Source organism: Paraglaciecola sp. L3A3 (genome assembly GCF_009796765.1).
GTDB lineage: Bacteria > Pseudomonadota > Gammaproteobacteria > Enterobacterales > Alteromonadaceae > Paraglaciecola.
This window is the reverse complement of record NZ_CP047023.1, coordinates 2,315,931-2,341,801: the sequence shown is the minus strand read 5'-3', so window position 1 is coordinate 2,341,801 and position 25,871 is coordinate 2,315,931. Positions and strand designations below refer to the sequence as shown.

27 protein-coding genes are annotated in these 25,871 nt (G+C 36.8%); 11 read left to right on the top strand and 16 right to left on the bottom strand.

Features of this window, described 5'->3' with window-relative positions:
* Window positions 1–2 precede the first annotated feature (2 nt).
* A complete protein-coding gene (locus tag GQR87_RS09810; protein ID WP_158968858.1) occupies window positions 3–884 on the bottom strand; it encodes a UbiA family prenyltransferase in 882 nt (293 codons plus the stop codon).
* Between the two features lie 3 nt (window positions 885–887).
* Window positions 888–2,042 carry a 3-dehydroquinate synthase gene (locus GQR87_RS09805; RefSeq protein WP_158968856.1) on the bottom strand — a complete coding sequence of 385 codons (1,155 nt, stop codon included), beginning with the start codon at window positions 2,040–2,042 and terminating at the stop codon, window positions 888–890.
* A gap of 533 nt (window positions 2,043–2,575) precedes the next feature.
* On the opposite strand from GQR87_RS09805, the gene sbcB reads away from it, so the two are divergent.
* Window positions 2,576–4,015 carry an exodeoxyribonuclease I gene (gene sbcB, locus GQR87_RS09800; protein WP_158968854.1) on the top strand — a complete coding sequence of 480 codons (1,440 nt, stop codon included), beginning with the start codon at window positions 2,576–2,578 and terminating at the stop codon, window positions 4,013–4,015.
* Between the two features lie 114 nt (window positions 4,016–4,129).
* Complete coding sequence (locus GQR87_RS09795) at window positions 4,130–5,794, top strand: DUF342 domain-containing protein (RefSeq protein WP_158968852.1); 1,665 nt, start codon at window positions 4,130–4,132, stop codon at window positions 5,792–5,794.
* Between the two features lie 62 nt (window positions 5,795–5,856).
* Here the strand turns inward: GQR87_RS09795 and GQR87_RS09790 are convergent, their stop codons facing one another.
* Complete coding sequence (locus GQR87_RS09790) at window positions 5,857–6,720, bottom strand: NAD(P)-dependent oxidoreductase (RefSeq protein WP_158968850.1); 864 nt, start codon at window positions 6,718–6,720, stop codon at window positions 5,857–5,859.
* Window positions 6,721–6,795: 75 nt separating this feature from the next.
* Between GQR87_RS09790 and GQR87_RS09785 the strand changes: the two genes are divergently transcribed.
* On the top strand, window positions 6,796–7,278 hold the full coding sequence (locus tag GQR87_RS09785) for a glutathione peroxidase (RefSeq protein WP_158968848.1): 483 nt from the start codon (window positions 6,796–6,798) through the stop codon (window positions 7,276–7,278).
* Here the strand turns inward: GQR87_RS09785 and GQR87_RS09780 are convergent.
* On the bottom strand, window positions 7,275–8,033 hold the full coding sequence (locus tag GQR87_RS09780; RefSeq protein ID WP_158968846.1) for a methyltransferase: 759 nt from the start codon (window positions 8,031–8,033) through the stop codon (window positions 7,275–7,277). The genes GQR87_RS09785 and GQR87_RS09780 overlap by 4 nt on opposite strands.
* Window positions 8,034–8,054: 21 nt before the next feature.
* A complete protein-coding gene (locus tag GQR87_RS09775; RefSeq protein ID WP_158968844.1) occupies window positions 8,055–8,816 on the bottom strand; it encodes a Nif3-like dinuclear metal center hexameric protein in 762 nt (253 codons plus the stop codon).
* 144 nt (window positions 8,817–8,960) lie between these two features.
* On the opposite strand from GQR87_RS09775, the gene GQR87_RS09770 reads away from it, so the two are divergent.
* The 8 genes from GQR87_RS09770 (at window position 8,961) to GQR87_RS09735 (ending at window position 15,633) form a co-directional block, all read left to right on the top strand.
* Window positions 8,961–9,296 carry a hypothetical protein gene (locus tag GQR87_RS09770; protein ID WP_158968842.1) on the top strand — a complete coding sequence of 112 codons (336 nt, stop codon included), beginning with the start codon at window positions 8,961–8,963 and terminating at the stop codon, window positions 9,294–9,296.
* A gap of 198 nt (window positions 9,297–9,494) precedes the next feature.
* The gene (locus tag GQR87_RS09765) at window positions 9,495–10,715 is read left to right on the top strand and encodes a pyridoxal phosphate-dependent aminotransferase (protein ID WP_158968840.1); all 1,221 of its coding nucleotides are present in this window, start codon (window positions 9,495–9,497) and stop codon (window positions 10,713–10,715) included.
* Between the two features lie 3 nt (window positions 10,716–10,718).
* The gene (yfbR, locus tag GQR87_RS09760; protein ID WP_158968838.1) at window positions 10,719–11,327 is read left to right on the top strand and encodes a 5'-deoxynucleotidase; all 609 of its coding nucleotides are present in this window, start codon (window positions 10,719–10,721) and stop codon (window positions 11,325–11,327) included.
* A 99-nt stretch (window positions 11,328–11,426) separates the two neighbouring features.
* A complete protein-coding gene (locus GQR87_RS09755; protein ID WP_158968836.1) occupies window positions 11,427–12,758 on the top strand; it encodes an anti-phage deoxyguanosine triphosphatase in 1,332 nt (443 codons plus the stop codon).
* A gap of 96 nt (window positions 12,759–12,854) precedes the next feature.
* Window positions 12,855–13,868, top strand: a complete 1,014-nt coding sequence (msrP, locus tag GQR87_RS09750) for a protein-methionine-sulfoxide reductase catalytic subunit MsrP (protein WP_158968834.1) — start codon at window positions 12,855–12,857, stop codon at window positions 13,866–13,868.
* 12 nt (window positions 13,869–13,880) lie between these two features.
* On the top strand, window positions 13,881–14,504 hold the full coding sequence (gene msrQ, locus GQR87_RS09745) for a protein-methionine-sulfoxide reductase heme-binding subunit MsrQ (protein ID WP_158968832.1): 624 nt from the start codon (window positions 13,881–13,883) through the stop codon (window positions 14,502–14,504).
* A 177-nt stretch (window positions 14,505–14,681) separates the two neighbouring features.
* Window positions 14,682–15,074: a hypothetical protein gene (locus GQR87_RS09740; RefSeq protein WP_158968830.1), complete on the top strand. Its 393-nt coding sequence runs from the start codon at window positions 14,682–14,684 to the stop codon at window positions 15,072–15,074.
* Between the two features lie 82 nt (window positions 15,075–15,156).
* The gene (locus GQR87_RS09735; protein ID WP_158968828.1) at window positions 15,157–15,633 is read left to right on the top strand and encodes a YchJ family protein; all 477 of its coding nucleotides are present in this window, start codon (window positions 15,157–15,159) and stop codon (window positions 15,631–15,633) included.
* A 19-nt stretch (window positions 15,634–15,652) separates the two neighbouring features.
* On the opposite strand, the gene GQR87_RS09730 is transcribed toward GQR87_RS09735, so the two are convergent.
* From GQR87_RS09730 to GQR87_RS09680, 11 genes are all read right to left on the bottom strand, one after another.
* Window positions 15,653–16,966 (bottom strand): hypothetical protein, encoded by a 1,314-nt coding sequence (locus GQR87_RS09730; protein ID WP_158968826.1) that lies wholly within the window; start codon window positions 16,964–16,966, stop codon window positions 15,653–15,655.
* A 202-nt stretch (window positions 16,967–17,168) separates the two neighbouring features.
* Complete coding sequence (locus GQR87_RS09725; protein ID WP_158968824.1) at window positions 17,169–17,933, bottom strand: TatD family hydrolase; 765 nt, start codon at window positions 17,931–17,933, stop codon at window positions 17,169–17,171.
* Window positions 17,934–17,955: 22 nt separating this feature from the next.
* A complete protein-coding gene (holB, locus tag GQR87_RS09720; RefSeq protein ID WP_158968822.1) occupies window positions 17,956–18,855 on the bottom strand; it encodes a DNA polymerase III subunit delta' in 900 nt (299 codons plus the stop codon).
* Entirely contained in the window at window positions 18,856–19,485 is a 630-nt protein-coding gene (gene tmk / locus GQR87_RS09715; protein ID WP_158968820.1) for a dTMP kinase, read from the bottom strand.
* An 11-nt stretch (window positions 19,486–19,496) separates the two neighbouring features.
* Window positions 19,497–20,501 carry an endolytic transglycosylase MltG gene (gene mltG, locus GQR87_RS09710; RefSeq protein WP_158968818.1) on the bottom strand — a complete coding sequence of 335 codons (1,005 nt, stop codon included), beginning with the start codon at window positions 20,499–20,501 and terminating at the stop codon, window positions 19,497–19,499.
* Window positions 20,501–21,358, bottom strand: coding sequence for an aminodeoxychorismate lyase (gene pabC / locus GQR87_RS09705; protein ID WP_158968816.1), 858 nt, complete (start codon window positions 21,356–21,358; stop codon window positions 20,501–20,503). Before pabC ends, mltG begins: the two co-directional genes overlap by 1 nt.
* Window positions 21,359–21,464: 106 nt before the next feature.
* Window positions 21,465–22,703 (bottom strand): beta-ketoacyl-ACP synthase II, encoded by a 1,239-nt coding sequence (gene fabF, locus GQR87_RS09700; RefSeq protein WP_158968814.1) that lies wholly within the window; start codon window positions 22,701–22,703, stop codon window positions 21,465–21,467.
* A 70-nt stretch (window positions 22,704–22,773) separates the two neighbouring features.
* Window positions 22,774–23,013, bottom strand: a complete 240-nt coding sequence (gene acpP / locus GQR87_RS09695; protein WP_133471608.1) for an acyl carrier protein — start codon at window positions 23,011–23,013, stop codon at window positions 22,774–22,776.
* 181 nt (window positions 23,014–23,194) lie between these two features.
* Window positions 23,195–23,932 (bottom strand): 3-oxoacyl-ACP reductase FabG, encoded by a 738-nt coding sequence (fabG, locus tag GQR87_RS09690; protein WP_158968812.1) that lies wholly within the window; start codon window positions 23,930–23,932, stop codon window positions 23,195–23,197.
* 23 nt (window positions 23,933–23,955) lie between these two features.
* Window positions 23,956–24,882 carry an ACP S-malonyltransferase gene (fabD, locus tag GQR87_RS09685; RefSeq protein ID WP_158968810.1) on the bottom strand — a complete coding sequence of 309 codons (927 nt, stop codon included), beginning with the start codon at window positions 24,880–24,882 and terminating at the stop codon, window positions 23,956–23,958.
* A gap of 29 nt (window positions 24,883–24,911) precedes the next feature.
* The gene (locus GQR87_RS09680; protein ID WP_158968808.1) at window positions 24,912–25,871 is read right to left on the bottom strand and encodes a beta-ketoacyl-ACP synthase III; all 960 of its coding nucleotides are present in this window, start codon (window positions 25,869–25,871) and stop codon (window positions 24,912–24,914) included.

Sequence of the window (25,871 nt, the reverse complement as noted above, 5' to 3'; positions counted from 1 at the left end):
AATCAAGTTATAGCGTTTAAGCGTTTATTTAAAATGCGGCAAGGAGGCAGCAAAGCGAGAATCACTAAAGCAAAGATATAATGCCCTGAAATTGCGACCAAAAGTGCATCTAATGGGATAACACCAATGACCATAAAAACAATCATTTTTTGAATATTCTCAGGACAAAAATGTTGTAACACTTGTTTTAATTTATTAAACATCAGAGCAAGCCATATTACCACTAATGCCAATGCAATCCATTTGTGGACACCAGCTAGATCAAATTCAAATTGAATTAAGTACAAACAAGACAACAAAACAATCACTAAAGCCAACGCACATAACCAAATTGCATTTTTGTTTTGAGCTGTAGTTTCTTGTTTGCTTAGATAGGTTAACCCTGTGATATAGGCAAAGATCGGTACAGCAATTAGATAACTCTTAGCTGATAAGGCAACAAAACTGGCACCCAACAACCAATTAATATAACGGCAAGATGCCATACAAAAAGAACCCAAAAGTCCTTCTTTTAACCAACCATTATAAACCAATATAGAGAGACATAGAGCAATACCCACATAACCAGATATACTGTTATGTAAGAAAGCCATAATTAAACCTAGTGCCATCAAACCAGTACCTAATAACCAAGCTTGTTTTATTGATATATCGCCACTGGGAATAGGTCTTGAAGGACGTTCGGCTAAATCTTCAGCATAATCAAAACAATCGTTTAAAGTCATACCAGCAAAATAAAAACAAACACTGGCGACCAATAAATATAAAACATTTATACTTAGATGCCCAGCAGACATGATCACAGACGCAGCTATGATGTTAGAAAGTGCTGTAAATCCTGCTGGTGCTCGAACTAATTTTAGATAATTGACTAATTTAGCCATCACCTAACAACTACCAATTGTCATTAATTGCTGCAAAGCTTGGCTCATAATTTTTTCATCTATTTCATTCACTTCAAATCCACTGCCAATATCACTTAACAAGGTGATACATAAGTTACCACCTAAGTGTTCCTTAAACTCAGCAAGTGCTTTGACAATGTTCAATTTTTCTAACACAGCATGATTAAGTACAAAACCAACATCTACTAACAAATTAATCACTTGGTCTTTTTTATCTACAGACAAGTGTCCTTTTAAAGAAGAATAAATAGTATCAAGAGCAATGCCAATAGCCACAGCTTCACCATGGCGTATTTCATTCGCCGTTAATTCTTCTAATTTATGGGCTGACCAATGACCAAAATCCAAAGGTCTAGCTGAACCTAACTCAAAGGGGTCACCAGAAGTAGCAATATGATCTAAATGTAATTGTGCACACTGGATAATCATATGTTGTGAGGCTTTTTCCTCAAATTCAGCTAAGGCAAAACGGCTTTGGTAAAGTTCAGCAAAAAAAGTAGGATCTTTAATTAACGCCACTTTTACCGCTTCAGCTATGCCTGCTCTTTTGTCCCTTGCGCTTAAGGTATTTAACAAATCAAAATCATTCACTACAGCAAAAGGTGGTGCAAAAGTGCCAACAAAGTTTTTACGCTTGTGATAATTCACTGCGTTTTTCACCCCAACACCAGCATCATTTTGTCCCAATACTGTAGACGGCATTCTGATTAAACGAATTCCACGATGAGCCGTTGCGGCAGCAAAACCGACAGCGTCGACTACCGCGCCGCCGCCAATAACTAGAATATAAGAATGACGATCTATTTGAAACTTTTCTACTGCATGATAAATATCGTCAATAACAGTTTCATCATTTTTACAATCTTCCCCAGCCGGTACAATCATACTCGGTAAGCTTTCAATATTATGATGTTCACAATATTGTTCAATCCTGACGGCTAAATCGGGATTAGCTTGATCAACACCTTCATCTAATATGGCTAATAACTTAGGTGACTCAGTTAAATTATCGATTAAATTTATTAGAGTATTGTCTTGAAGATCAAAACAATTGCGCGTAAACAAAACGGAATATTGATAATTTAAGGTGAATTCTTGCGTGATTACCTGCATAGATGAATTATTTTCTAATGACATGACTACTGACCTTTAAAACAGCTGCAAATGCATTATATCTTCACAGCAATAAGATATTTATTTGCCCAACAACTATATGTGTTCAATTAAGAGATTGGCTTTATTATTTTCAAATTAACTAGTAAACGATGCACAATCAGGTATGAAAAGGCTAAGTTAAAGATGAATTGAAACAAAAGGGACCAACAAAATCCTAGGTTACCAAATACTCTCATAATTCTTAATATTAACCAAAATAACGTAAGCTTAATACAAAAAATATTAATCATAATCGTTACAAAATGCGTTAAACCAGACTTTTTACAAATAAAATAATATGACAAAGGGACATTTTACGAATTATTACTCATTATCACTTTTATTTACATATGTCGTGTCGAAAATGAAGCTTCAGTTAATTAAGTAGACTTGAAAGTATTATCATTTCACCACAAAACTTTGTTATCTTACATAATCAAGAAAAAGAAAGAAAAAACCTGTTCAAATAATAACTACTACAGGTAAATTTTAAACCACCATATCAGAATAAACATATGACAAATAAAAATACTGCAAGCATCTTTTGGCACGATTACGAAACGTGGGGAGCAAACCCACAAAAAGATATGCCATGTCAATTTGCTGGTATTAGAACCGACCTAGAGCTAAACATCATAGATGAACCATTAATGATGTTTAGCCAAATTGCTAGCGATTGTTTGCCTAATCCATATGCCTGTTTAGTGACAGGTATTACCCCGCAGAAAACCTTGCGAGAGGGACTAATCGAACGAGATTTCATTGCTAAAATCCATCATGAATTCTCCAAAGAAAACACCTGTGTAGCGGGTTATAACAACATTCGTTTTGACGATGAAATTACTCGTTATACCTTGTATCGAAACTTTTACGACCCCTATGCTAGAGAATGGCAAAACGGTAATAGTCGTTGGGATATTATTGATTTGGCTAGAGCCTGTTATGCACTTCGACCAGAAGGTATTGAGTGGCCATTGAAAGAATCTGGTCAACCGAGCTTTAAGCTTGAGGATTTAACCAAGGCTAACAATGTCGAGCATCAAGATGCTCATGATGCGATGTCTGACGTTTATGCAACTATTGCTATCGCTAAACTCATCAAACAAGCCCAACCTAAATTATATGACTACATCTTTACTTTAAGAAACAAGAAAAAAGTACTTGAGTTAATCAACTGCGAGCAACTTACCCCTTTAGTACACGTCTCTTCTAAAATATCTTCTGAACATGGCTGTTGTACTTGGATCGTGCCTATTGGCTTTCATCCAACCAATAAAAATGCAGTAATTGTATTAAATTTAGCTCAAGATCCATCTCCTCTATTTAATCTGGATCCTGAACAAGTCAGAGATAAATTATACACACCAAGCAATATGTTGGAAGAAGGTGAAGAAAGGCTGCCAATTAAGTTGATTCATATTAATAAATGCCCAGTATTAGCGCCTGCGAAAACACTGACCACAGATAATGCTGAACGTTTAAACATTGATAGACAAGCTTGTTTAGATAATTTACAAAAGATAAAAAACAATCCCTCATTGTTAACCAAACTGCAAGAGGTATATACTGATAATCATGACCGAGAGCCTCTCGATGCTGATTATGCTTTATATACTGGAGGCTTTTTTTCATCAGCAGACAAGTATTTAATGCAACAAGTTGTTACAGCAAATTTACAAGAATTAACAGAACTAACCCTACCCTTTGAAGATGAACGCTTAAACACCTTATTATTTAGATATAGAGCAAGAAACTTTCCTCAGTGTTTAAATCAAACTGAAACAGAAAAGTGGCAAAGATATCGGCAATTCAAATTAACAGATGAATCATCAAATGCCAGTATAAAACTGACTGAATACCTTCAATTACTTGAGCAACTAAGTATTGAACACAAAAACAATCCAGAAAAATTAGAGCTACTCAAAACCCTTTACATATATGCCAATAACCTTTAATAATGTTGTAAAAGTGTGAACGGCTCATGCTTCTGTCAATTAAGCCGATGTTATAAGAACTGGCAAGTAAGTTCGTTCGCCCAATTGGTAAAAATATAAGATAAAGGCAATTAAATGCTTGGAATAAGTTTAAAAGTTGATTCTACAGATACCTATTTAGATATTGAAATTGAACCTGCAAATTTAGAATCTGTTATTGACGCAAAACTGCTTTTTAACATTATAAAAGACAGTGAATTTGCTGACTTTTTCGTATTCGATGAAAATGTTATAGATTTGATTAGTCACTACAAAAACGCTATAGCAAACAATGATAATTCCCTCATTTCACAAAGAATCGGTGAAAGACGTGATACAGAAATAAAATGTATTATTACGGCAGGTGAATTAACTGCAGAGTTAACCTTAATAGTTGGTTATGCTGGCAAAATCCCATCTGTCGATGAATTAATAACTATTCTAAATCAAGCTGGAGTAACCAGAGGTGTCAGTACCAAACGATTACAAAAATTAGTCGAACAACTAGACCATTCATCACCTGGCGATATTTTGTTTGATACCGTCGCTCAAGGCTTGCCTCCTAAAGCTGGTAGCTCATCCAAACTGCAACCTTTAGTACAAAATGCATTAGAACGAATATTGACTCCACAAGCTAAAGGTAATCAAAGAGTTGATATGCGCAATTTAGGTGCCGTAATTTGTGTAAAAAAAGGAGCCGAGTTATTACGTAGGCTACCACCTTCAGAAGGACGCCATGGATTTACCGTTACTGGAGCTCAAATCAAAGCAAAACCAGGAAAATGGCTCAAATTTAGACCAGGTGACGGTACTGTAATTAGTGACCATGATGAAAACTTGCTTATTGCTGATATCACAGGTATGCCTAAATTTAAGGCATCCAAAATGTGGGTTGATGATGTATTCATCTGTAAAGGCGTCAATGTAGGCACTGGCAATATAGAATATGATGGAGCGGTACTTGTTAATGGTGATGTCACTGAAAATATGAAAATAATCTCCACTGGAGATGTCACAATTAACGGTTTTGTTGAATCGGCATATATTCAGGCTGGGGGTGATATTATTATCACTGAAGGAGCTATGGGAAAGGTGAATGAAGCCATGACAGAATATAGCACTACCCTAGTAGCTCAAGGCAGCGTACACATTCAACATGGCCAAGGCTTAAACATTAAATGTAATGGTAATGTCTCTGTCGGTCGTCAATTAGCATACAGCCAAATTGAATCAAAAGGTAAAGTCACAGTAGGTGCTGCAGATAAGCCAAATGGTAATATTTTTTCTTGTAATGTAAAATGTTGTGGCCAATTTATAGCTGGCACTGTAGGCGCGGTTTCTGGTAGTAACTTGAGTATTGATTTTAGCGAAGGCTTTAATCGTTTATTAGAACGCAAAGATACTTTAGATGATTTATTAAAACAAATTTCACAAAATAACCACAGGCATATGGAAAGAATGAATATCATTAATTCCAAATTTGTTCCCAGAGATATGCAAAGCCGAGTTGATGAAGCTAATCAGTTATATCAAGGAGAAACCCAACTGTTAAATTGGTTACACCACAAAGCCAAAGAAATGCATCAGGCTAAAGAAAAATATCAAGCTAATATTCAAATGATTGCCAACAAAAAGGTATATCCTGGGGTGACAATTAAACTGAATAATAGAACTTGGCGAGCCGATAGAGAGTATGACCGCTCAAAAGTTTGTTTTGCAGACCATCAATGGCAGTTAGAACCACTGACCTCAAAAATGTAATAGCAAGTTGTTCGTCATTCGTCCACGAACAACTTGACTGCAGTGACAAAAAATAAATTGTTTTAAAGCCGAGTTAGTAAACTAGAAGTGTCCCAACGACCACCACCTTTGTTTTGCACATCGGCATAAAATTGATCAACTAATGCCGTTAAAGGTAAAATAGAACCATTATTTTTTGCTGCAGATAATGCAATATCTAAATCTTTACGCATCCAATCCACAGCAAAGCCGAAATCAAATTCACCCGCTAACATAGTCTTAGCTCGATTTTCCATCTGCCAAGATTGTGCAGCACCTTTTGAGATAACATCAACAACGGCTTCACAGTCTAATCCAGCATGTTGACCAAAGCTCAATGCTTCAGCTAATCCCTGAACTATGCCTGCAATACATATTTGATTCATCATCTTGGCCAATTGACCACTTCCTGTATCACCTAACAAACGACTAAACTTAGCATAACAAGACAACACACTTTCAACTCGCTCAAAATCGACCTTTTGGCCTCCTAGCATGACAGTTAATTGTCCATTTTCTGCGCCTGCTTGTCCCCCTGAAACTGGAGCATCTAAAAAACCCACATTAAATTGTTTGCAAGTGATAGCCATTTCACGGGCGACTTCAGCAGACGCTGTGGTGTGATCAATAATAATATTGCCCTCGGAGATACCAGCCAACACACCTGTTTCACCTAACATAACTGAACGGAGATCATTATCATTACCCACACAAATTAACACAATGTCAGCAAACTCTGCAGCGGCTTTAGGGCTCAACACGTATTCGGCTGAAAACTCCTTAGCCCAAGCTTGTGCTTTTGATATGGTCCTATTGTAGACCACCACTTGATGACCTGATTTAGCACAATGACCAGCCATGGGATACCCCATGACACCTAAACCAATAAATGCAATTTTATGTGACACAAAGACTCCTTAATATATTGATCCGTTTTCAGAAAATGACAGTATGTAAACCTGATTGAATAGCAGAGACATATCATGACAAACACCATATACCAGTTTGATGCGACTTTAAATAATGGTGAAACCATAAATTTTCAAGATTATAAAGACAAAGTGCTTTTAGTGGTCAATACCGCTAGTAAATGTGGCTTTACTCCACAATATGAAGGGCTACAAAAGTTGTACGCTGAATTTAAAGATCAAGGCTTTGCAGTATTGGGCTTTCCTTGCGATCAATTTGGTCATCAAGAACCTGGCAATGACTCGGATATACAAGAATTTTGTAGTCTAAACTTCAATGTGAATTTTCCATTGTTTAAAAAAATAAATGTAAATGGCGTTAACACAGCCCCTATTTACACATTTTTAAAGCAAGGAGCGCCTGGTATTCTCGGCAGTAAGAATATCAAATGGAATTTCACTAAATTTTTAATCAATAAAAACGGCCGAGTGGTGAAACGGTATGCATCGACCACTAAACCAGAAAAAATAGCAGCCGACATTCAAGCGCTACTTTAATCTTTCTGCGCAATAATTTGAAAATATTTACCTAACCACAAGTATGGTTGTTGCCAGCCATACTCTAGTTCTAATTTTTTAAGCTGTTGATAATGCTTTTCTTGTTTGTCTAAATCTCGTAAATAATCATGAAAACAACGAATGCCAGCTTGATGTTTTATGGTTAAAGGTAAAGCCTCAAACTCAGCCAACACATGACTCGGTCGTAATGGATTATTAGGTGTCAATCGCACCCGGTTCTTAACCTTCATACCCTGCTCTACATAATCAAAGTTTCCGTAACACATGTTGCCAAACAACTGAGCGTCACGGTTAAAAAAGCTCAGAGATAAATATCCATTTGGCTTGACCATACTTGCTAATTTGACTAGCACTTGTTGTGGGTTTTTAACCCATTCTAAAACCGCATGACAAATAACCAAGTCATATTGTTGCTCACCTAAAGACAAAATGTCTGCATTGATTAACGAAAAATCGCCTAAACCTGTTAATTTCTGTTTAGCAATATCAAGGGGATCCATAGCAATATCGGTTAATGTAACTTTATGCTGCATATTCAATAAGGATTCTGTCATCATACCTGTACCGCCCCCCGCATCCAATATGGTCATCCCGCCATATGAAATAGGGGTATGTTGGATTAGATGGGCAAGTAACAATTCGTGACGTAGTCGACCTTTAGTTGAGCCATAGATATTTTTTTGAAACTTATCTGCGATGTCGTTAAAGCTACGATCTTGTTGGTCATTCTTCATTAAAGATTATGTCCCTAATTTTTAAGCGGGGTTGGGGATATCGACAAACACAGACTCAATACCTAACTCATTTTGTATATGTTCGCCTACCGCTTTAGCACCATAACGCTCGGTAGCATGATGACCTGCGGCATAAAAATGAATATTCATTTCTCTGGCAGTATGAATAGTTTGTTCTGACACTTCACCAGTAAGATAAGCATCAATGCCCAATTCAGCAGCTTGCTGAATATAATTTTGTCCTCCGCCAGAACACCAAGCAATCGTGTTAATTTGTTTTTTAAGCGCGGGTTCGTGTAATGGCGCTCGTCCAAGTTGCTGAAAAATTTTGTCTGTTAATTCTTCTGGCTTAATACCATCAGCAAAACGCCCCCGCATCACCACACAGTTTGGATTATTTTCTTCTAATGGCATCACATCTACTATATCTAATAACTTAGCTAATTGAGCGTTGTTACCTAGTTCTGAATGAATATCTATCGGCAAATGGTAAGCAAATAGATTAATGTCATTGGTTAACAAGGCTGCAAAACGTTTTTTCTTCATACCGGTTATGCAAGGATCTTCGCCTTTCCAAAAATAACCGTGATGTACAAGAATAGCGTCAGCATTAATAGAAACGGCATGATCAATTAACGCTTGTGACGCAGTAACACCTGTGACTAATTTACTAATAGTTTGTTTCCCTTCTACTTGTAACCCATTTGGACAATAATCCTTAATATTGTCGGGTTTTAAAAGGTTATTCAGAAAAGTTAATAATTGTATTCTTGTCACTGACATTGACTATCCTCATGTGGCGTAATAACGATGGCACTTTGCCGATATAATAAGCGTTACGTAGCAAAATTAGACATTTAAGTTAAAAAAAGGTATAAAACTAGACCGTATTTTGTAAATAAACATATAAAAGGCAAAGACCTGACTATGAGTAAATTGGATAAAGATCAAGTAATCGCTGCTTTTACAGAAGCTTATACCAAGGCTAACGGCAAAGCGCCAACTATTGAAGCGAAAGGTGGTTGGTATAGTGTGGATGGAGCAAAAAACGTTCGATTAGCTGAGCTAGATGCACAAATTTCAGAATTAACTTCAAGTTCTACGGCTACTGACGAAAAGCCTAAAAAAGCGGCAAGTAAAAACCCTAAAGTAAAGAAAACCGTAGCCCCAAAAAACAAAAATAAAACATCTGATTTTTCGGTTAAAGCATTTTGGGCTAATAAAATTCAAGATAACAACGCGAATACTAAACTACCACGTTAATTCAATCTTCGAATACAAAAAGCCTCTCGATGTAGATCCTCAGAGGCTTATTTAATTTAAAGAATTAAAACCTCATTCCCTCTAAAAATATAATTATCCTTTAAATGAGAAAATAATAACAATCTTAGTAAATAACACTTAACACCGATACAAGTGTTGGTTTACTCTGTGTACCTTGCTGTCTCGTCATATAAATTCATGAAAATAATTAATAAGTCCAATAAACTAGAAAATGTCTGTTACGAAATCCGTGGCCCCATTCTGACCGAAGCGAAAAAAATGGAAGACGAAGGACACCGTATTTTAAAATTGAATATTGGTAACCCTGCCCCTTTTGGTTTTGAAGCCCCCGAAGATATTTTAAAAGATGTGATCCACAACCTGCCTAAATCTCAAGGCTACTCAGATTCTAATGGTATTTACTCGGCTCGCGTGGCCGTTATGCAGTATTACCAACAGCAACAAATTAAGAACGTCACTATCGACGACATATTTATTGGTAATGGTGTAAGTGAACTCATAGTAATGGCCATGCAGGGCTTATTAAATAATGATGATGAAGTATTAATTCCTGCTCCAGATTATCCATTGTGGACAGCTGCTGTCAGTTTAGCCTCTGGTAAACCTATTCATTATTTGTGTGATGATCAAAATAATTGGCAACCTGACATTAATGACATCCGTAGTAAAATTACCGATAAAACCAAAGCTATTGTATTAATTAACCCTAATAACCCAACAGGTGCCGTGTATAGTCGCTCTTTATTACAAGAAATAATAGATGTCGCCAGAGAATTTGGCATCGCCATTATTAGTGATGAAATATACGATAAAATTTTATACGACGGCGCAAAACATCATTGTATAGCGGCTATGGCTGATGATTTGTTTTTTATTACCTTGAGTGGCTTGTCTAAAAACTATCGGGTCGCAGGGTTCCGGGCCGGTTGGTTAGTAGTCAGTGGTAATAAACGTATTGCTAAGGGATATATTGAAGGTTTAAATATGTTGTCTTCAATGCGTATGTGCGCCAATGTACCTAGCCAACATGCTATCCAAACTGCTTTAGGTGGTTATCAGAGCATTAATGAGTTAATCAATGGTGATGGCCGTTTAAAAGTACAACGAGATTTAGCCTTCAAAATGCTCAATGAGGTGGATGGTTTAGAATGTATTATTCCTCAAGGAGCGATGTACTGCTTTGTAAAAGTCGATGCCAAAAAATTTAATATCCATAATGATGAACAAATGATATTTGATTTATTACGCACCGAAAAAGTACTCTTAGTTCATGGCTCTGCTTTTAACCTACATACAGGTTGTTATTTCAGGTTGGTATTTCTACCCAGTGTTGATGTACTTAAGCCCGCATTACAGGGCATTGCCAATTTTTTCAAACACTATCAACAGGTCAACTAATTCATGAGTTTAAGTACCATTAAGAGCCACTTTTTTGCCCATTTATCGCGCATGAAATTAATTAATCGCTGGCCTTTGATGCGCAATGTGCGCACCGAAAACGTGCAAGAACATAGCTTACAAGTGGCTATGGTGGCCCATTCTCTGGCTTTAATACGCAATAAATATTTTAATGGTCAGCTTGATCCTAATGAAGTAGCCACTACTGCTATGTTTCATGATGTATCAGAAGTGATCACTGGCGATTTGCCCACTCCGGTAAAATATTCCAATCCAGTGATCAGAGACGAATATAAAAAGATTGAAAAACTGGCCGAACAAAAACTAATTAATATGGCGCCTAAAGATTTTCACGACGACTATGCCAAATTAATTGATCATCATTATCATAGTGATGACATGATCTTTATTGTTAAAGCGGCAGATGTAATTTGTGCTTACTTAAAAACATTAGAAGAATTATCTGCCGGTAATAGAGAATTTGAATTGGCTAAAAAACGCTTAGACCAAATGCTTAAAGATTATCACTCCCCTGAAGTTGATTATTTTATGCAAGCTTATGTGCCGAGTTTTAGTTTAAGTCTTGACGAAATCACTCAAGAAGATAAATAAAGCCAACTCAAGCTAAATTAAATCAACTAGCAACTTGATTAAAATCAATAACTTTGTTCAGATTAGTATATTAAACAATCAAAGTAGCTTAGTGAATTAATGGATCCTTGGACCAGTAGGTTTCTAGATAAAAAAACAGAACGAGAAGGAGACCACCGCACTCCCTTCCAACGAGATAAAGCCCGTATTTTGCACTCTGCGGCCTTTCGACGTTTACAATCAAAAACACAAGTCCTAGGTGTAGGCATGAGTGACTTTTATCGCACTCGTCTTACTCATTCATTAGAAGCCTCACAAATCGGTCAAGGTATTGCCGCACAATTACGTAGTAAATATCCACATCTAACTAATAGATTAGGTTTAAACGATATTTTAATTGAAGCCCTATGTTTAGCCCATGATATTGGTCATCCCCCCTTTGGGCACGGTGGTGAAGTCGCTTTACATTATATGATGCGTGACCATGGCGGTTTTGAAGGTAACGGACAAACCTTTAGAATTGTCACTAGATTAGAGCCTTACACAGCCGATGCTGGAATGAATTTATCGCGCCGTACTTTACTTGGTTTGGTTAAATACCCTAATTTTATTAATAACTTAACCAACCCAGAAGTGGTTTCTTCAGGGCAAAGTATTATCAATAAACGGCAAATTAAAGCTCAACAATGGCATCCCCCAAAAGGTTTATATAATTGTGATCAGGATATATTTGATTGGTTATTAGCGCCGCTGACCCCATCTGATAAACAACGTTTTTCAACTATTAATCAAGCAGCTGGTAAGCATAGTAAAACCTGCTTTAAATCTTTCGATTGTTCTATTATGGAATTAGCCGATGATATTGCCTACAGCATTCACGATCTTGAAGATGCCATAGTCATGGGTATAGTCAATCAACCACAATTTGAACAAGAAGTAGTTTACCCCATTCAGCGATTAGGTGAGGGCTGGTTAAGTAATCACATAGTAAAATTATCAAAAAAATTATTCAGTAATGAACACCATCTTCGCAAAGATGCCATTGGCGCATTAGTAAACTGCTTTATTACTAATATTGAAATAAATGAAGTGGATGCTAAATTTTCAGATGAATTATTAGTTTTTAACGCAGTTTTCCCGGAGCTTTATCAAGCTTGTATATCGGTTTTTAAACAATTTGTCTTCAAACGAGTGATCCTAAAACCAGAATTACAACTATTAGAATATAAAGGCCAACAAATAGTCATGGAATTATTTGAGGCTTTTAGTTCAGACCCAATGCGATTATTACCTGACAATACAAAAACACGATGGTTAGAACAAGAAGCTAATAATAATGGGCATAGGGTTATTTCTGATTATATTTCAGGAATGACAGATGGTTTTGCTTCAAAATTATATGCTACTTTGTTCATGCCAACAGGTAATAGCCTACCAGATACATTAAATTAGATCCTGAGCCTTGTGATACATTTGTGATGTAATCTTTAGGCTGAGTCTAAGGTCTATATAAGCAAAGGCCATGAAAAATAAATTGAGTAAGTAACTATGCTGATAAAAAGTACTAAAAAAAGCGACATTAAAGAAAGCCAAGTAACTGACGAACAGGTGTATAACAACCGCAGACACATGTTAAAAACCATGGGATTTCTTGGTGCCAGCGCCCTACTCTCTAGTCGCCAAACTCATGCGTTAAGTTTTTTTGGTAGTGATGAAGAACAACACGCCAAAGCCTTTAAAACCAAAGCGCTAAAATTTAGTCAACCCAAACAATATCAAATTACAGAAACCTTGACCCCGAAACAGAAAGTGATCAGCCATAATAACTTCTACGAGTTTGGTACCAGTAAATCCGATCCATTAGCAAATGCCCAAGAATTTAAAGTTGATCCATGGAAGTTAGAAATAGACGGCTTAGTAGAAAACCCCATTACTTTAAATTATGCTGATTTATTCAGTAAATTTAATATTGAAGAAAGAATATACCGTCTAAGATGTGTAGAAGCATGGTCTATGGTGGTACCTTGGTTAGGATTTTCCTTGTCCGAAATAATCAAACAAGCAAAACCCTTGAGTAAAGCTAAATATGTGGCCTTTGAAACCTTACATGATCCCAAACAAATGCCAGGACAAAAAAGCCGCTTTACCGGTGGCGGCATTGATTATCCTTACGTAGAAGGTTTGCGCTTAGACGAAGCCATGCACCCTTTGACATTAATGTCAGTGGGTTTATATGGCAAAACCCTGCCAGCACAAAATGGCGCGCCAATAAGGTTGGTTGTACCTTGGAAATACGGATTCAAAAGTATTAAATCCATTGTTAAAATTCGTCTTACCGATAAAAAACCAGCTACGACTTGGAATTTATTAGCCGACAGCGAGTATGGATTTTACGCTAACGTTAATCCGCAAGTTGATCACCCAAGATGGAGCCAAGCCAGCGAACGTAGAATAACCACAGGAGGGTTATTGTCTCGCAACCGTATTCCTACTTTAAAATACAATGGTTATGAAGAGGTCGCCCCCCTATATTCAGGAATGGATCTTCGCAAGAATTATTAAGTTAATCTCTTTATGATAAAACTCAAACCGATACATATCATTTGTCTGAAATTGGTCATTCATTGTTTGGCATTATTACCTATATTGCTCACTTATTACCAAGCAATTAACGATAAATTAGGAGCCGATCCAGTAGAGGCCATTCTACATTTCACAGGTATAGGCGCATTTAATTTATTGTTATTGTCTTTACTGGTGTCGCCGATGGCTAAATTCACTCGGCAAGCACTATTAATCAGGATAAGACGCTTATTGGGTTTATATGCCTTTCTTTATGCGCTGTGTCATTTTGTCAGTTATATTGTATTTGAATTACAATTTGAATGGTCATTGTTATTGTCAGAAATAATTAAACGGCCTTATATTACAGTAGGTTTTTTGGCTTTTTTAATCCTCAGTGTATTAACCCTCACATCAACTCAATTCATGCAGCGAAAGATGGGCAGAAAATGGCAACAATTACACAACTGGGTTTATCTAGCAGGCTTATTAGTTGCACTACATTTTATCTGGTCGGTTAAATCAGACATGATCGAGCCCTTGATTTATTGGACTATATTGTTAATTTTACTCAATCTCAGAAGAAAAAAATTATTAAAATACGTTAATCGAAGTTCTGCCAACAAAGTTAAATAGACTAGAAAATCAAAATAACGGTTGTGTTTAAAGGATTCAATCGCCCTGCTCTTTTCGGTAACTTAGACTTTCACCAATAAAGTACAAAATTTCCACAAAAAACACTTGCATGTTTATTTATACAGTACTACTGTATATCCAACCACTGTATATAACATCACCAATGAGATTTAAATTATGGCAAGTGTTCACGCAATTTCAAATACAACACAAATTGTTTCTACATTACAGATCCCAGCTAAACAGACGCAACTACAACTCGATATAGATTTTGCATTACCTCAAAAGTGGACTTACTTACTAGCTAATCATATACGTTTTTCTGAAAAACAGGCTTACAGTATATGTTTACCTAAACCTGATAATGCCAAGTTGCACGTTTGGGTTGAAAAAATAGTCAGCAGTGGTCAATGCGAGCGGATTTTTATTGAACAACTATCTGTAGATGAAGTTAGCTTTAAACGTATCAAACAAGTTTGTATCGAAAATAATGTCACTTTAGTTAGTTTAATACACCAAGAAGATATGTATAACAATGTAGTTAAAGGACCATGGCTACAATCTAGTTAACTATGGATTTCACTGTAAACTATTGACTCAAAACAGTCTTATCATCTAGGCTGGGCGCATAACCCAGCTACCCATGCTTTTAATGAATACAACTCAACCCTGTCACTGTCAAAGTAATTTACCATTTATCGCCTGCTGCCAACCTTACATTGACGGAGATAAAGCAGCCCCTACAGCCGAAAAACTGATGCGTTCTCGTTTTAGTGCTTATGTTTTACAAAATTACGATTATATTCTAAAAACATATGCCGAAAAAAATCGGAAGGACTTATTCATTGAACAGTTAAAACAAGATTCAATCGATACTGAATGGTTATCTTTACAAGTTTTACATCACTCTAGCAAACAAAAAACAGCACAAGTAGAATTTAAAGCATATTATCAAATCGGCCAGCAACTTTATCTAATGCATGAATTATCTAATTTTATCTTTGAAAATGACCAGTGGCTTTACACCACTGGCACTATGTTAAAAGGCAGCGGTAAATACCAACAACAAAGAAATGATCCTTGTTTATGCTCAAGTGGAAAAAAGTTTAAAAAATGTTGTGGCAAATAGTAGAACCCAAGAAAGTACTCTACTCTGCCGATGTCCAGATAGCCGCGCTATCGACTTTTCCACCATAGATAATTTGATGTTTGATATCAATACCATCCATGCTTGGTACTTTAAATAACATTTCAAAATTATTGTATGAAGAAAGCTTATTTTGACTAATTTGGGTTTCAAATTCTTGGGATGACAAATCAGCTTCATTGGTCATAAACCAACTAACTTGCATAATAGATGGATCTGAAAATCCCGACATAATATAAATTAAGTTGTCTCTGGGGCCATCCATTTTAGCGAATAATCCGTAATCAGTATAACCTTCACTAATGTTGTCCGGAGACGAGTAAGTTTTTGAGGAATCGGCATTTGTTAACACTAAATTATGTTTATCAATTTTAAAATGCGAACCTTTAAAGTACTCCTCTAAAATACCCATTGCATTCAATGGGCCTAGATAAATAATATCAAAAGACCTTAAGTGATAGGCACTAATTTCTGACGCGATCCGATAATTAACGCGTTTTTTACTATCGAGTATATTAAAAACATTTTTTAAAGCAATGCTGCTACCTTTGGTTACTAACTTTTGCCGATAACCAAATGTGGCATTGGGATGTTCAGGATATTGTTGCAGATATTGTTTAAGTTCTTCATCTGAGTTGATATTAGGGTCTAGCACAGTCCTGCGTCTATTCAGTTCTTTATTGAACTCAGAAAAGTTATATATATCCCCTAACACTATCATAACTGGCTTCTCTGAAGCTTCTAGTTCAGACCAAACATTATGCCTTTTGACTATGACTTTTTCTGCTTCAAGTTCAGTATCAAACCAATAAAACACAGCAAACAAATTGATTATCACAGAGATACAAAGTAATCCTGCAACTAACAGAATTTTATTCGACTTATTATCAACTTGTTGTTCAGCTGCCATGTTCGGCTCAGCAGATACTATTGAAGGCGAAGGAACAATATCCTTATTTTTCTTAAAAGATAAACGGTAGGCTCCCACGGGAATAGAGATATAGAATTTTTCACTACTGCCTTCTTGCAGATAAAAATTTTCTAATTTTTTACGCAAATTTGAAATATTAACTCTTACGGTTGAATCTTCGGCGGGATTAAAATCTTCACTTTTACCAAAGACATCAACAGCAATTTCTATTTCTTTTGGCGCATTATAATCGGTGGAGTTTCCTTCGATTACAGGCAATTCTCGATTCAATAAATATTCGAGCAATTTTTGCTGATTTTTAGAACGTCCAATTACACCATTGGTTAATAGTTCAAGTTGAGCAAGGGCATCTTCTTTTGAAGGGAAGTAACTATTTTCTATCACTAATTAACCTTTATTCCGTAATATTATTTTCATTTCACTAAAGCTAAACATCTGTGTTTACAGAGTTAGATCTAAGTACTTCATATACAAGATGTTAAGTTACGTAAGAGACTCACTAAATTTAATAAGCGATACTTTATATTAGATTGCTTACTTTGCCTAACATTAACAAACAGTTAAGAGGTTTTACAAATAAAATCATTTACTTAACATCAAATAAATCATAAAAATTCTGAGTGGTGACCTGAGCTAATTCAGCCAGACTAATACCTTTTAACTGAGCAATGAATTCTGCCACTTCACGAACATAGCCAGGCTGATTTTTCTTTCCTCGGTAAGGAACCGGCGCTAACCAAGGCGAATCAGTTTCAATAAGCAGTTTATCTAATGGGATTTGTTTTACTACCTCTTGTAGTTCCGTCGCCGTCTTAAAAGTCACTATACCTGAAATTGAAATATAGAAACCTAATTCGATTGCTGATTGCGCCATAGCCAAATCTTCAGTAAAACAATGTAACACACCTTTCGTTTCAGGTGCTTTATATTGCTTTAATAATTCAATGGTATCTTGACGGGCATCACGAGTATGAATAATTAATGGTTTTTTCAGTTGATTGGCCACTTTAATATGATCAATAAATGATGTTAGTTGTACTTCTTTCGTTTCAGCACTATAAAAATAGTCTAACCCTGTCTCTCCAATAGCCACCACTTCTGGGCTGTCTGCCATGGCCAAAAGCTCTGCATAACTGCAAGCATCTTCTTGGTGCAAAGGATGTACACCACAAGAAACAGATACTTCATCAAAATGCTGAACGGTTTCACGCATTTTTGGGTAATCTTTAACTGAAACAGACACGCACAAAAAATGTTCTACTCCTCGATTTTTGGCAAACTTAATAACTTCTGCCAATTCTTCTGGGCTTTTATCTAATCTGTCCAAATGGCAATGTGAATCTACAAACACCTTTAAAAACTCCTTTCGCTTATTAATATGATGGGATGAGAGATATCGCAGTTAACAAGCCTGCGAGTTGTAGTATTTTATTAACACCTGGATTTCTAAGTTGTTGAGATATCTTGGTTGCCTTTTTTTCAACCGCATAGAGATTAACGACTACAGTATGATTATTGACTAAACTCACTTGTTCTCTCACCCAAAATTGACTCCACTTAATCACTTTATCAGTATGTTCTTGCCACTCAATCGCCAAGCTAGTAGCACTTTTGTGGCCACTTGTTAACTCAACAATTCCCTGTTTGAACAACTCAAAAGTAAATTTTTGTTCTTGCTGTAATTCATCTAATAAAGCTAAAGGTCTAGCAGCAAACAATTTAGCAAATTGAGGATCTATTGCCCCCGCATATTGAGTACGAACCCAGTTAATTGAAGTATTAAAATCAGGGCTGGGTAAAATCAATTTTTCACATCGGCTTTTAATGGTGGGTAAAATTCGCTCAGGTTTAGCTGTGGTTAACAATATAAAAGTACTAGAGGTAGGCTCCTCTAAAGTTTTTAATAAAGCGTTAGCACTTGACTCAGTCATAGTATCAGCATGATGAATAATCAGCACTTTTACGCCAGACATCTGCGCTGAACCAACTAATTTTTTAATTGCATCCCTGATTAAATCTACACCTATCTGTTTTTCTGATTCTACTTGGTGTAAATCAGGATGGGTAGATGCTGCATTCAAGCGACATGACTGACAAGTTCCACATGTTTTATCGAGTTGCGGATTGGCACAAAGTAATAGCTCGGCTAAATTCAGCACAAATTTTGTTTTACCTAAACCAGAAGGGCCTTGAACCAGAATGGCATGGTGTAATTTTTTACCTGCAATTCTTTCACTTAGTTGCAAAAACGTTTTGCTAAGCCAAGGATACACTTATTGCTCCAAAAATTGTTTGATTGCTAATCTAATGTCTTGATGCACTTTTTCTAATGTTTGCATGGTATTAATCACCACACAATTTTTATCTTCTGCGGCAATCGCTAAATATTCAGTTCGGGTACGTTCAAAGAAGCTCAGATCTTCTTGTTCTATTCTATCTAGCTCCCCTCGTCCTTTAGCCCGTTTTAATCCCTCTTTAGGATCTACATCTAAATACAAGGTAAAGTCAGGCTCAAATCCATTTAAAGTAATGCGTCGTAATGATTCAATCATTTCGTTATTAATGCCTCTACCGCCACCTTGGTATGCTCTCGATGACATATCATGTCTGTCACCTAGCACCCAGTTTCCTTGTTGTAAATTCGGTAAAATAACATTTTGTACTAACTGTGCTCTGGCGGCGTACATTAATAACAGCTCAGCTTCTATTGTGACTTTTTCGTTAGGCCAATCACTTTTTACACATTCGCGAATGGCTTCTGCCATTGCTGTACCACCTGGTTCCCGTGTATTCGCAAGATTATGCCCTGCTGATTTTATAGCGTTACTAATAATAGACACTGCGGTACTTTTACCAGCACCTTCTAATCCTTCAATTACAATAAACTTGCCTTTAGCCTGCAAAATTTTCTCTCTTACTTATTTAATTGATACTTGCGTACTGCAAGGTTATGTTCTTGCAATGTCACTGAAAATTGATGACTTCCATCACCCTTCGATACAAAATACAACTCATCTGTAGATAAAGGATTTAATGCGGCATCTATGGCTAACTTACTCGGCATAGCAATAGGAGTGGGCGGTAAACCTTTTATGACATAGGTATTATAAGGAGTCGCAGTTTTCAAATCTTTACGACGAATATCACCATCAAAATCATGGCCCATACCATAAATAACAGTTGGATCAGTTTGTAGGCGCATATTTAATTTTAATCGATTAACAAATACACCGGCAATTCTCGGTCGTTCAGCAGCTACCCCAGTTTCTTTTTCAATAATCGAGGCCATGATCAGAGCGTCATAAGGTGTTTCGTAAGGTAAATCTAAATCACGAGTAAACCATGCCTGTTGTAAATAAACTTGCATTTGTTGATAGGCTCTTTTTACCAAGTCAATTGCAGCAGTTTGTGCCGTAAAACTATAAGTATCAGGTAATAACAATCCCTCAAGAGAGTTATATTCAATACTTTGGATAAATCCTTGAACTTGGTTATCAATATATTCTTTGTCAGCTAATCTAGAATTTTGTTTTATACTCACTAACCAATCTTGCCAACGAAGTCCTTCTACTAAACTAATAGAAAATTGCGTTTCTTTACCGCTAACAAACAGCTGAAGTGCTTCTAGTGCAGTCATACTCGGCAATAATTGATAGGTGCCCGCTTTAATATTTGCCAATTCAGGCTGTAGTTTTAAACGCACTTGTAGGCCAATATTGTCAGTCAAGATATCCATAGTTTTTAGTTTATTAAGCACTTGCTTAGATGATTGACCAGATTTCACTTCAAACAGTGTGGCTGTTTCTAGATTAACTGCTTTATGTATCTGTTGTTCAAAATAATAGGCAACCGAAAGCCCCCCTATACCTAGTAACAACATTAAAATGAATAAATATTTAATTATGTTATAAAATTTCATTAAATATACAATCCTTGTTCAGTGCGGTGTTTGTCTATCCATGACTGAAATAAACGTGTTTGTTGTACCTTCGGAACGTTAATTTGTTTATCTGAACATGGATTATATAAGCAAGAAACGGGTACCAATCCCATTAAACAATTACAGATAAACATTTCTTCAATATTAAGTAAGTCGCTCGGTCTTTGGCTAACAATATTAACCTCTATATCGTTATCATGTAATACGGCTAATACTTGATTGCGCATTACACCTTCTACCCCAGAACCTGATAAATTAGGGGTATACCATTGATGATTTTCTTTCCAAAAAATATTAGCCATGGAACTTTCAATGATAACCCCATCAGTATCACAAACTAAGGCATCGTCGAATGATGTAGATAATAACGCTTTTTTGACCAATACCTGTTCAAGTCGATTGAGATGTTTTATGCCAGCTAATATGGGTTGTTTTGCCAATAAGATAGGACTCACAGTTAAAGGGAGCCCAGTATTTTTCCATTGACTATAAAATTCAGGGTATGGATGATGAGTAATGATAAAGTTAGCATTATTAGATCCCGCAGGAGAGTAACCTCGTCCACCTTCTCCTCTGGTAATAATAATTTTTATGACTAAGGCGTTAACTTCTGAGCTGACATCATTTAGAGAGTCTTTAATTGACTGAGTCAACTTAGCCCAAGCTGTAAAATCTATATATAAAATTCGACAGGCTTTTTTTAAACGTTGTATGTGGGCATCATAAAATTCTAAACAACCATGACGATATGCAATGGTAGTAAAACAACCATCTCCATATTGTAATCCTCTATCAGCGATGGCTATTTCAGTTTGATACTGACCATTTACGATCATTTTACAATCACCCATTAAAATCAAAAAGACTCGGATAAATCCGAGTCCTAATATTGCATATTTTTGCATGAATACCAATCATGCTTAACGACTAGAAAAGGTTAACTTAGGCTTTCTTAAATAATAGTGAGCCGTTCGTTCCACCAAAACCAAAAGAGTTACACAATGCATATTCCATCTGTTTTTCTTTCGCTTTATGAGCGACAAAGTCTAGATCGCAACCTTCACCAGGATTATCTAAATTGATAGTCGGAGGTGCAATTTGATCTCTTAGAGCCAATATAGTGAAAATAGCTTCAACTGAGCCAGCAGCACCTAATAAATGTCCGGTCATGGATTTTGTTGAACTAACAAGAAGATCATAGGCATGGTCAGCAAAAACACGTTTTAGTGCAGCAACTTCAGCAACATCACCCGCTGGTGTCGAGGTGCCATGGGCATTGACATAGCCAATATGAGAAGCAGCTATTCCAGCGTCATTTATAGAATTTTCCATCGCAGCGGCAGCACCTTCCCCATCTTTAGGAGGAGAAGTCATATGATATGCATCACCACTCATACCAAAACCGACTAGCTCAGCATAAATAGTTGCGCCACGTGCAACAGCAGACTCGTATTCTTCCAACATGATAACACCAGCGCCTTCACCTAATACAAAACCATCACGGTCAGCATCCCATGGACGACTTGCTGTTTCAGGTGAGTCATTACGAGTAGATAAAGCACGGGCAGCAGCAAAACCACCAATCCCTAATTCACAAACTGTAGATTCAGCACCACCGGCAATCATGGCATCAGCATCACCATAGGCAATCGTACGTGCTGCAATTCCAATGTTATGTACACCTGTAGTACAGGCCGTGACAACATTAATATTCGGTCCTTTCAATCCTTCAAAGATAGAAAAGAAACCAGAAATCATATTTGTGATTGTGGCGGGTACAAAAAATGGGGATATTTTTCTGGGACCTGATTCGAGCATACGGCTGTGGTTTTCTTGAATTAAACCTAGGCCACCAATACCTGAACCAATGGCAACACCGACTCTTGCTGCATTTTCTTCTGTTATTTTTAATCCAGAATCCACTAAAGCTTGTTTGCCAGCAGCAATACCAAGTTGGATAAATCTATCCATTTTTTTAGTTTCTTTTTTAGGAATATATTGTTCAACATCGAAGCTTTTAACTTCACCTGCAAACTGAGTAGAAAAGGCACTTGAATCAAAAGAAGTAATTGGTGCTATACCGCTTTTTCCAGCTAAGATGTTCTTCCAAGAAGAATTAACATCGTTGCCAACGGGAGAAAGCATGCCAAGACCAGTCACAACAACGCGACGTTTGGACACATTGGACTCCGATTATAGAATATAAATTTGATGAAAAAAAACGGCTCAGGAAGAGCCGTTTAAGATATGTTTACGCGTCTTTATTAGCGTTAACGTAATCTATTGCAGACTGAACAGTAGTAATTTTCTCTGCTTCTTCATCTGGGATCTCAGTATCAAACTCTTCTTCAAGAGCCATTACTAATTCAACAGTGTCTAGAGAATCTGCACCTAGGTCGTCAACGAAAGAAGCTTCAGATTTAACTTCTTCTTCTTTTACACCTAATTGTTCGATAATGATTTTTTTAACGCGTTCTTCGATGTTGCTCATGATTCTAGTTATCCTTCAACGTAGCTAGATATAAATTTGCGGGTAGTGTATTCAGCAAAGTGTGGCCTTGCAAGCAAGTCTCACAACTTTTTATCTGGTCTTACCACCCACCGGTTAATAAAAATTGGTTCGCTTATGGTTATTTATCACTAAAAGTGACTTATATAATCCGCTTAACGGATTATCCCATATGCATGCCACCATTAACATGAATAGTTTCACCTGTGATGTAAGCAGCACTATCACTGGCTAAAAATCCAACAGTTGCGGCTATTTCTTTAGGATCTCCCAAACGATTAGCTGGAATATCTTTAAAGATACTGGCTTTTTGTTCATCAGTTAATGATTTAGTCATATCAGTATCAATAAAACCAGGGGCCACTACATTAACAGTAATTCCTCTCGACGCCACTTCACGTGCCATCGATTTACTAAAACCAATCACACCAGCTTTTGCTGCAGCATAATTTGCTTGTCCAGCATTACCTGTACTGCCCACTACTGAGCCAACATTAATAATACGTCCTTTACGTTTCTTCATCATGCCACGTAATACTGCTTTAGACATTTTAAAAATAGAGGTTAGGTTAGTATCCATGATGTCTTGCCATTCATCATCTTTCATTCGCATCAACAAGTTGTCACGAGTAATACCGGCGTTATTAACTAAAATGTCGATTGCACCGTATTTTTCAGTGATTTCACTGATAAGCGCTTGCATAGAATCAGCATCAGACACATTTAGCACTTTACCTTCACCACTTGCTTGCAAATAATCACTAATAGCTTGCGCACCATTTTCAGATGTTGCGGTGCCAATTACAGTAGCACCGTCGGCTGCTAAACGCTCAGCGATAGCACGACCTATTCCTCTACTTGCTCCAGTAACCAAAGCAATGCTGCCATTTAAATTTGACATATAATCTCTCTATAAAACGTTTACTACTTTAATGAATTAATGGCTTCAAGTGTATTGATTGCTTCGCCAGTAAGGCTTTTATCAATACGCTTAACTAGACCAGTTAATACTTTACCTGGTCCAATTTCTAATAATTTTTGCACATCATTTTTAGCTAAAAAACTAACTGTTTCAGTCCAACGAACCGGACTATATAATTGTTCGATGAGCGCTTGTTTAATCAATTCAGGGTCAATAGGCGCCGCTACATCAACATTATTTATCACAGGAACAGCAGGTGCATTAAACTGCACAGATTTTAATAACTCAGAAAGTTGCTCAGCAGCGGGTTTCATCAAAGCACAATGAGAAGGTACACTGACTGATAAAGGAAGTGCTCTTTTCGCACCATGTTCTTTGCATAAAGCAGCAGCTTTTTCGGCTGCACTTTTGGTACCAGCAATGACTACTTGACCAGGTGAGTTAAAATTCACAGCCGCAACAACTTCTTGAGACTCTTGTTGCGCTTGCTGACAACTTGCTATTACTTTGTCATCATCTAAACCAATAATGGCATACATAGCGCCGACACCAGCAGGTACTGCTTGCTGCATAAATTGACCGCGAGCTTCTACTAACTTGATCCCATCAGTAAAATTAATCACCCCAGCACAAACTAATGCAGAATATTCACCTAAACTATGTCCAGCCATATAATCAGGTAAAGCAACACCTGTTTCCTTCAATACTTGAAAGATAGCGTAGCTTGCAGCCAGTAATGCAGGTTGCGTCACTTCAGTTTGATTTAACTTATCAGCATCATTATTAACGACATCCCAAAGGTCGTAACCTAAAACGTCGCTTGCTGCTTTAAATGTATTTTCAATTGTTGCGTATTCAGTCGCTAATTCACTTAGCATACCTAGAGACTGGGAGCCCTGACCGGGGAAAACCCATGCTTGTTTACTCATAATTTATTCTCGAATCTTATTGCTTGTTATTAATATTTGATTAGAGCAGATGCCCAAGCAAAACCGCCACCAAAAGCTTCTAAAAGTAGATTTTGCCCACGTTTAATACGACCATCCCGAATTGCTGTATCTAATGCCGTAGGAACTGTTGCTGCAGAGGTATTACCGTAACTTTCTAAGGTCATCACTACTTGATCTAATGACATATCTAATTTTTTAGCCGTCGCTTTAATGATTCTAAAGTTAGCTTGATGAGGCACTAACCAATCTAGATCTGATTTTTGCATATTATTGGCTTTTAAAGTTTGTTCAACCACTTCACTCAATTTAGTCACTGCCACTTTGAAAACTTCATTGCCCTTCATCGAGCCCCAGTTTTCATGCACTGATTGTTCTACACCATGAGCTGGATTACCGACACTTAATAAGTCACCATAGGAACCTGCTGCGTGAATATGGGTAGATAAAATACCGGGTTCTTCACTTGCTTCTATAATAGTGGCTCCTGCTGCATCACCAAACAGAATTACCATAGTACGATCTTCAGGATTAACTAAACGACTTAAACAATCTGTACCAATAACTAAAATGCGTTTCATCATGCCAGTTTTAATATACTGGTCGGCTATGCTTAATGCATAACAATAACCAGCACAAGCTGCAGCTACGTCAAAAGCCGGAATACCATCACAGTCTAATGCTTTTTGAATTTCACAAGCTGTACTAGGCAAAGCATATCGGCCACTAGTAGTAGCACAAATAATCATATCTAAAGATTTAGCGTCAATTCCTGCTGCTTCTAACGCTTTTTTACTGGCTTCAACACCCATAGTTGCTGCGGTTTCATTTTCACCAATAATACGTCTTTCTTTGATTCCAGTTCGATCAGTTATCCACTCATCTGACGTATCAACCATATTAGCCAAATCAGAGTTTGTTCTTATTTCACTTGGATAATAACTACCTGTACCAATTATTTTGGAATTCAT

What these genes read in the sequence shown, in the direction of transcription:
- GQR87_RS09785 (WP_158968848.1), top strand. Translation starts at nt 6,796, where the DNA reads ATGACAAACACCATATACCAGTTTGATGCGACTTTAAATAATGGTGAA.
- GQR87_RS09780 (WP_158968846.1), bottom strand. Translation starts at nt 8,033, where the DNA reads ATGAAGAATGACCAACAAGATCGTAGCTTTAACGACATCGCAGATAAG.
- GQR87_RS09810 (WP_158968858.1), bottom strand. Translation starts at nt 884, where the DNA reads ATGGCTAAATTAGTCAATTATCTAAAATTAGTTCGAGCACCAGCAGGA.
- GQR87_RS09775 (WP_158968844.1), bottom strand. Translation starts at nt 8,816, where the DNA reads ATGTCAGTGACAAGAATACAATTATTAACTTTTCTGAATAACCTTTTA.
- msrP (WP_158968834.1), top strand. Translation starts at nt 12,855, where the DNA reads ATGCTGATAAAAAGTACTAAAAAAAGCGACATTAAAGAAAGCCAAGTA.
- fabD (WP_158968810.1), bottom strand. Translation starts at nt 24,882, where the DNA reads ATGAGTAAACAAGCATGGGTTTTCCCCGGTCAGGGCTCCCAGTCTCTA.
- GQR87_RS09795 (WP_158968852.1), top strand. Translation starts at nt 4,130, where the DNA reads ATGCTTGGAATAAGTTTAAAAGTTGATTCTACAGATACCTATTTAGAT.
- acpP (WP_133471608.1), bottom strand. Translation starts at nt 23,013, where the DNA reads ATGAGCAACATCGAAGAACGCGTTAAAAAAATCATTATCGAACAATTA.
- GQR87_RS09765 (WP_158968840.1), top strand. Translation starts at nt 9,495, where the DNA reads ATGAAAATAATTAATAAGTCCAATAAACTAGAAAATGTCTGTTACGAA.
- GQR87_RS09755 (WP_158968836.1), top strand. Translation starts at nt 11,427, where the DNA reads ATGGATCCTTGGACCAGTAGGTTTCTAGATAAAAAAACAGAACGAGAA.
- GQR87_RS09680 (WP_158968808.1), bottom strand. Translation starts at nt 25,871, where the DNA reads ATGAATTCCAAAATAATTGGTACAGGTAGTTATTATCCAAGTGAAATA.
- mltG (WP_158968818.1), bottom strand. Translation starts at nt 20,501, where the DNA reads ATGAAATTTTATAACATAATTAAATATTTATTCATTTTAATGTTGTTA.
- pabC (WP_158968816.1), bottom strand. Translation starts at nt 21,358, where the DNA reads ATGATCGTAAATGGTCAGTATCAAACTGAAATAGCCATCGCTGATAGA.
- msrQ (WP_158968832.1), top strand. Translation starts at nt 13,881, where the DNA reads ATGATAAAACTCAAACCGATACATATCATTTGTCTGAAATTGGTCATT.
- GQR87_RS09770 (WP_158968842.1), top strand. Translation starts at nt 8,961, where the DNA reads ATGAGTAAATTGGATAAAGATCAAGTAATCGCTGCTTTTACAGAAGCT.
- GQR87_RS09805 (WP_158968856.1), bottom strand. Translation starts at nt 2,042, where the DNA reads ATGTCATTAGAAAATAATTCATCTATGCAGGTAATCACGCAAGAATTC.
- sbcB (WP_158968854.1), top strand. Translation starts at nt 2,576, where the DNA reads ATGACAAATAAAAATACTGCAAGCATCTTTTGGCACGATTACGAAACG.
- GQR87_RS09735 (WP_158968828.1), top strand. Translation starts at nt 15,157, where the DNA reads ATGAATACAACTCAACCCTGTCACTGTCAAAGTAATTTACCATTTATC.
- yfbR (WP_158968838.1), top strand. Translation starts at nt 10,719, where the DNA reads ATGAGTTTAAGTACCATTAAGAGCCACTTTTTTGCCCATTTATCGCGC.
- GQR87_RS09740 (WP_158968830.1), top strand. Translation starts at nt 14,682, where the DNA reads ATGGCAAGTGTTCACGCAATTTCAAATACAACACAAATTGTTTCTACA.
- fabG (WP_158968812.1), bottom strand. Translation starts at nt 23,932, where the DNA reads ATGTCAAATTTAAATGGCAGCATTGCTTTGGTTACTGGAGCAAGTAGA.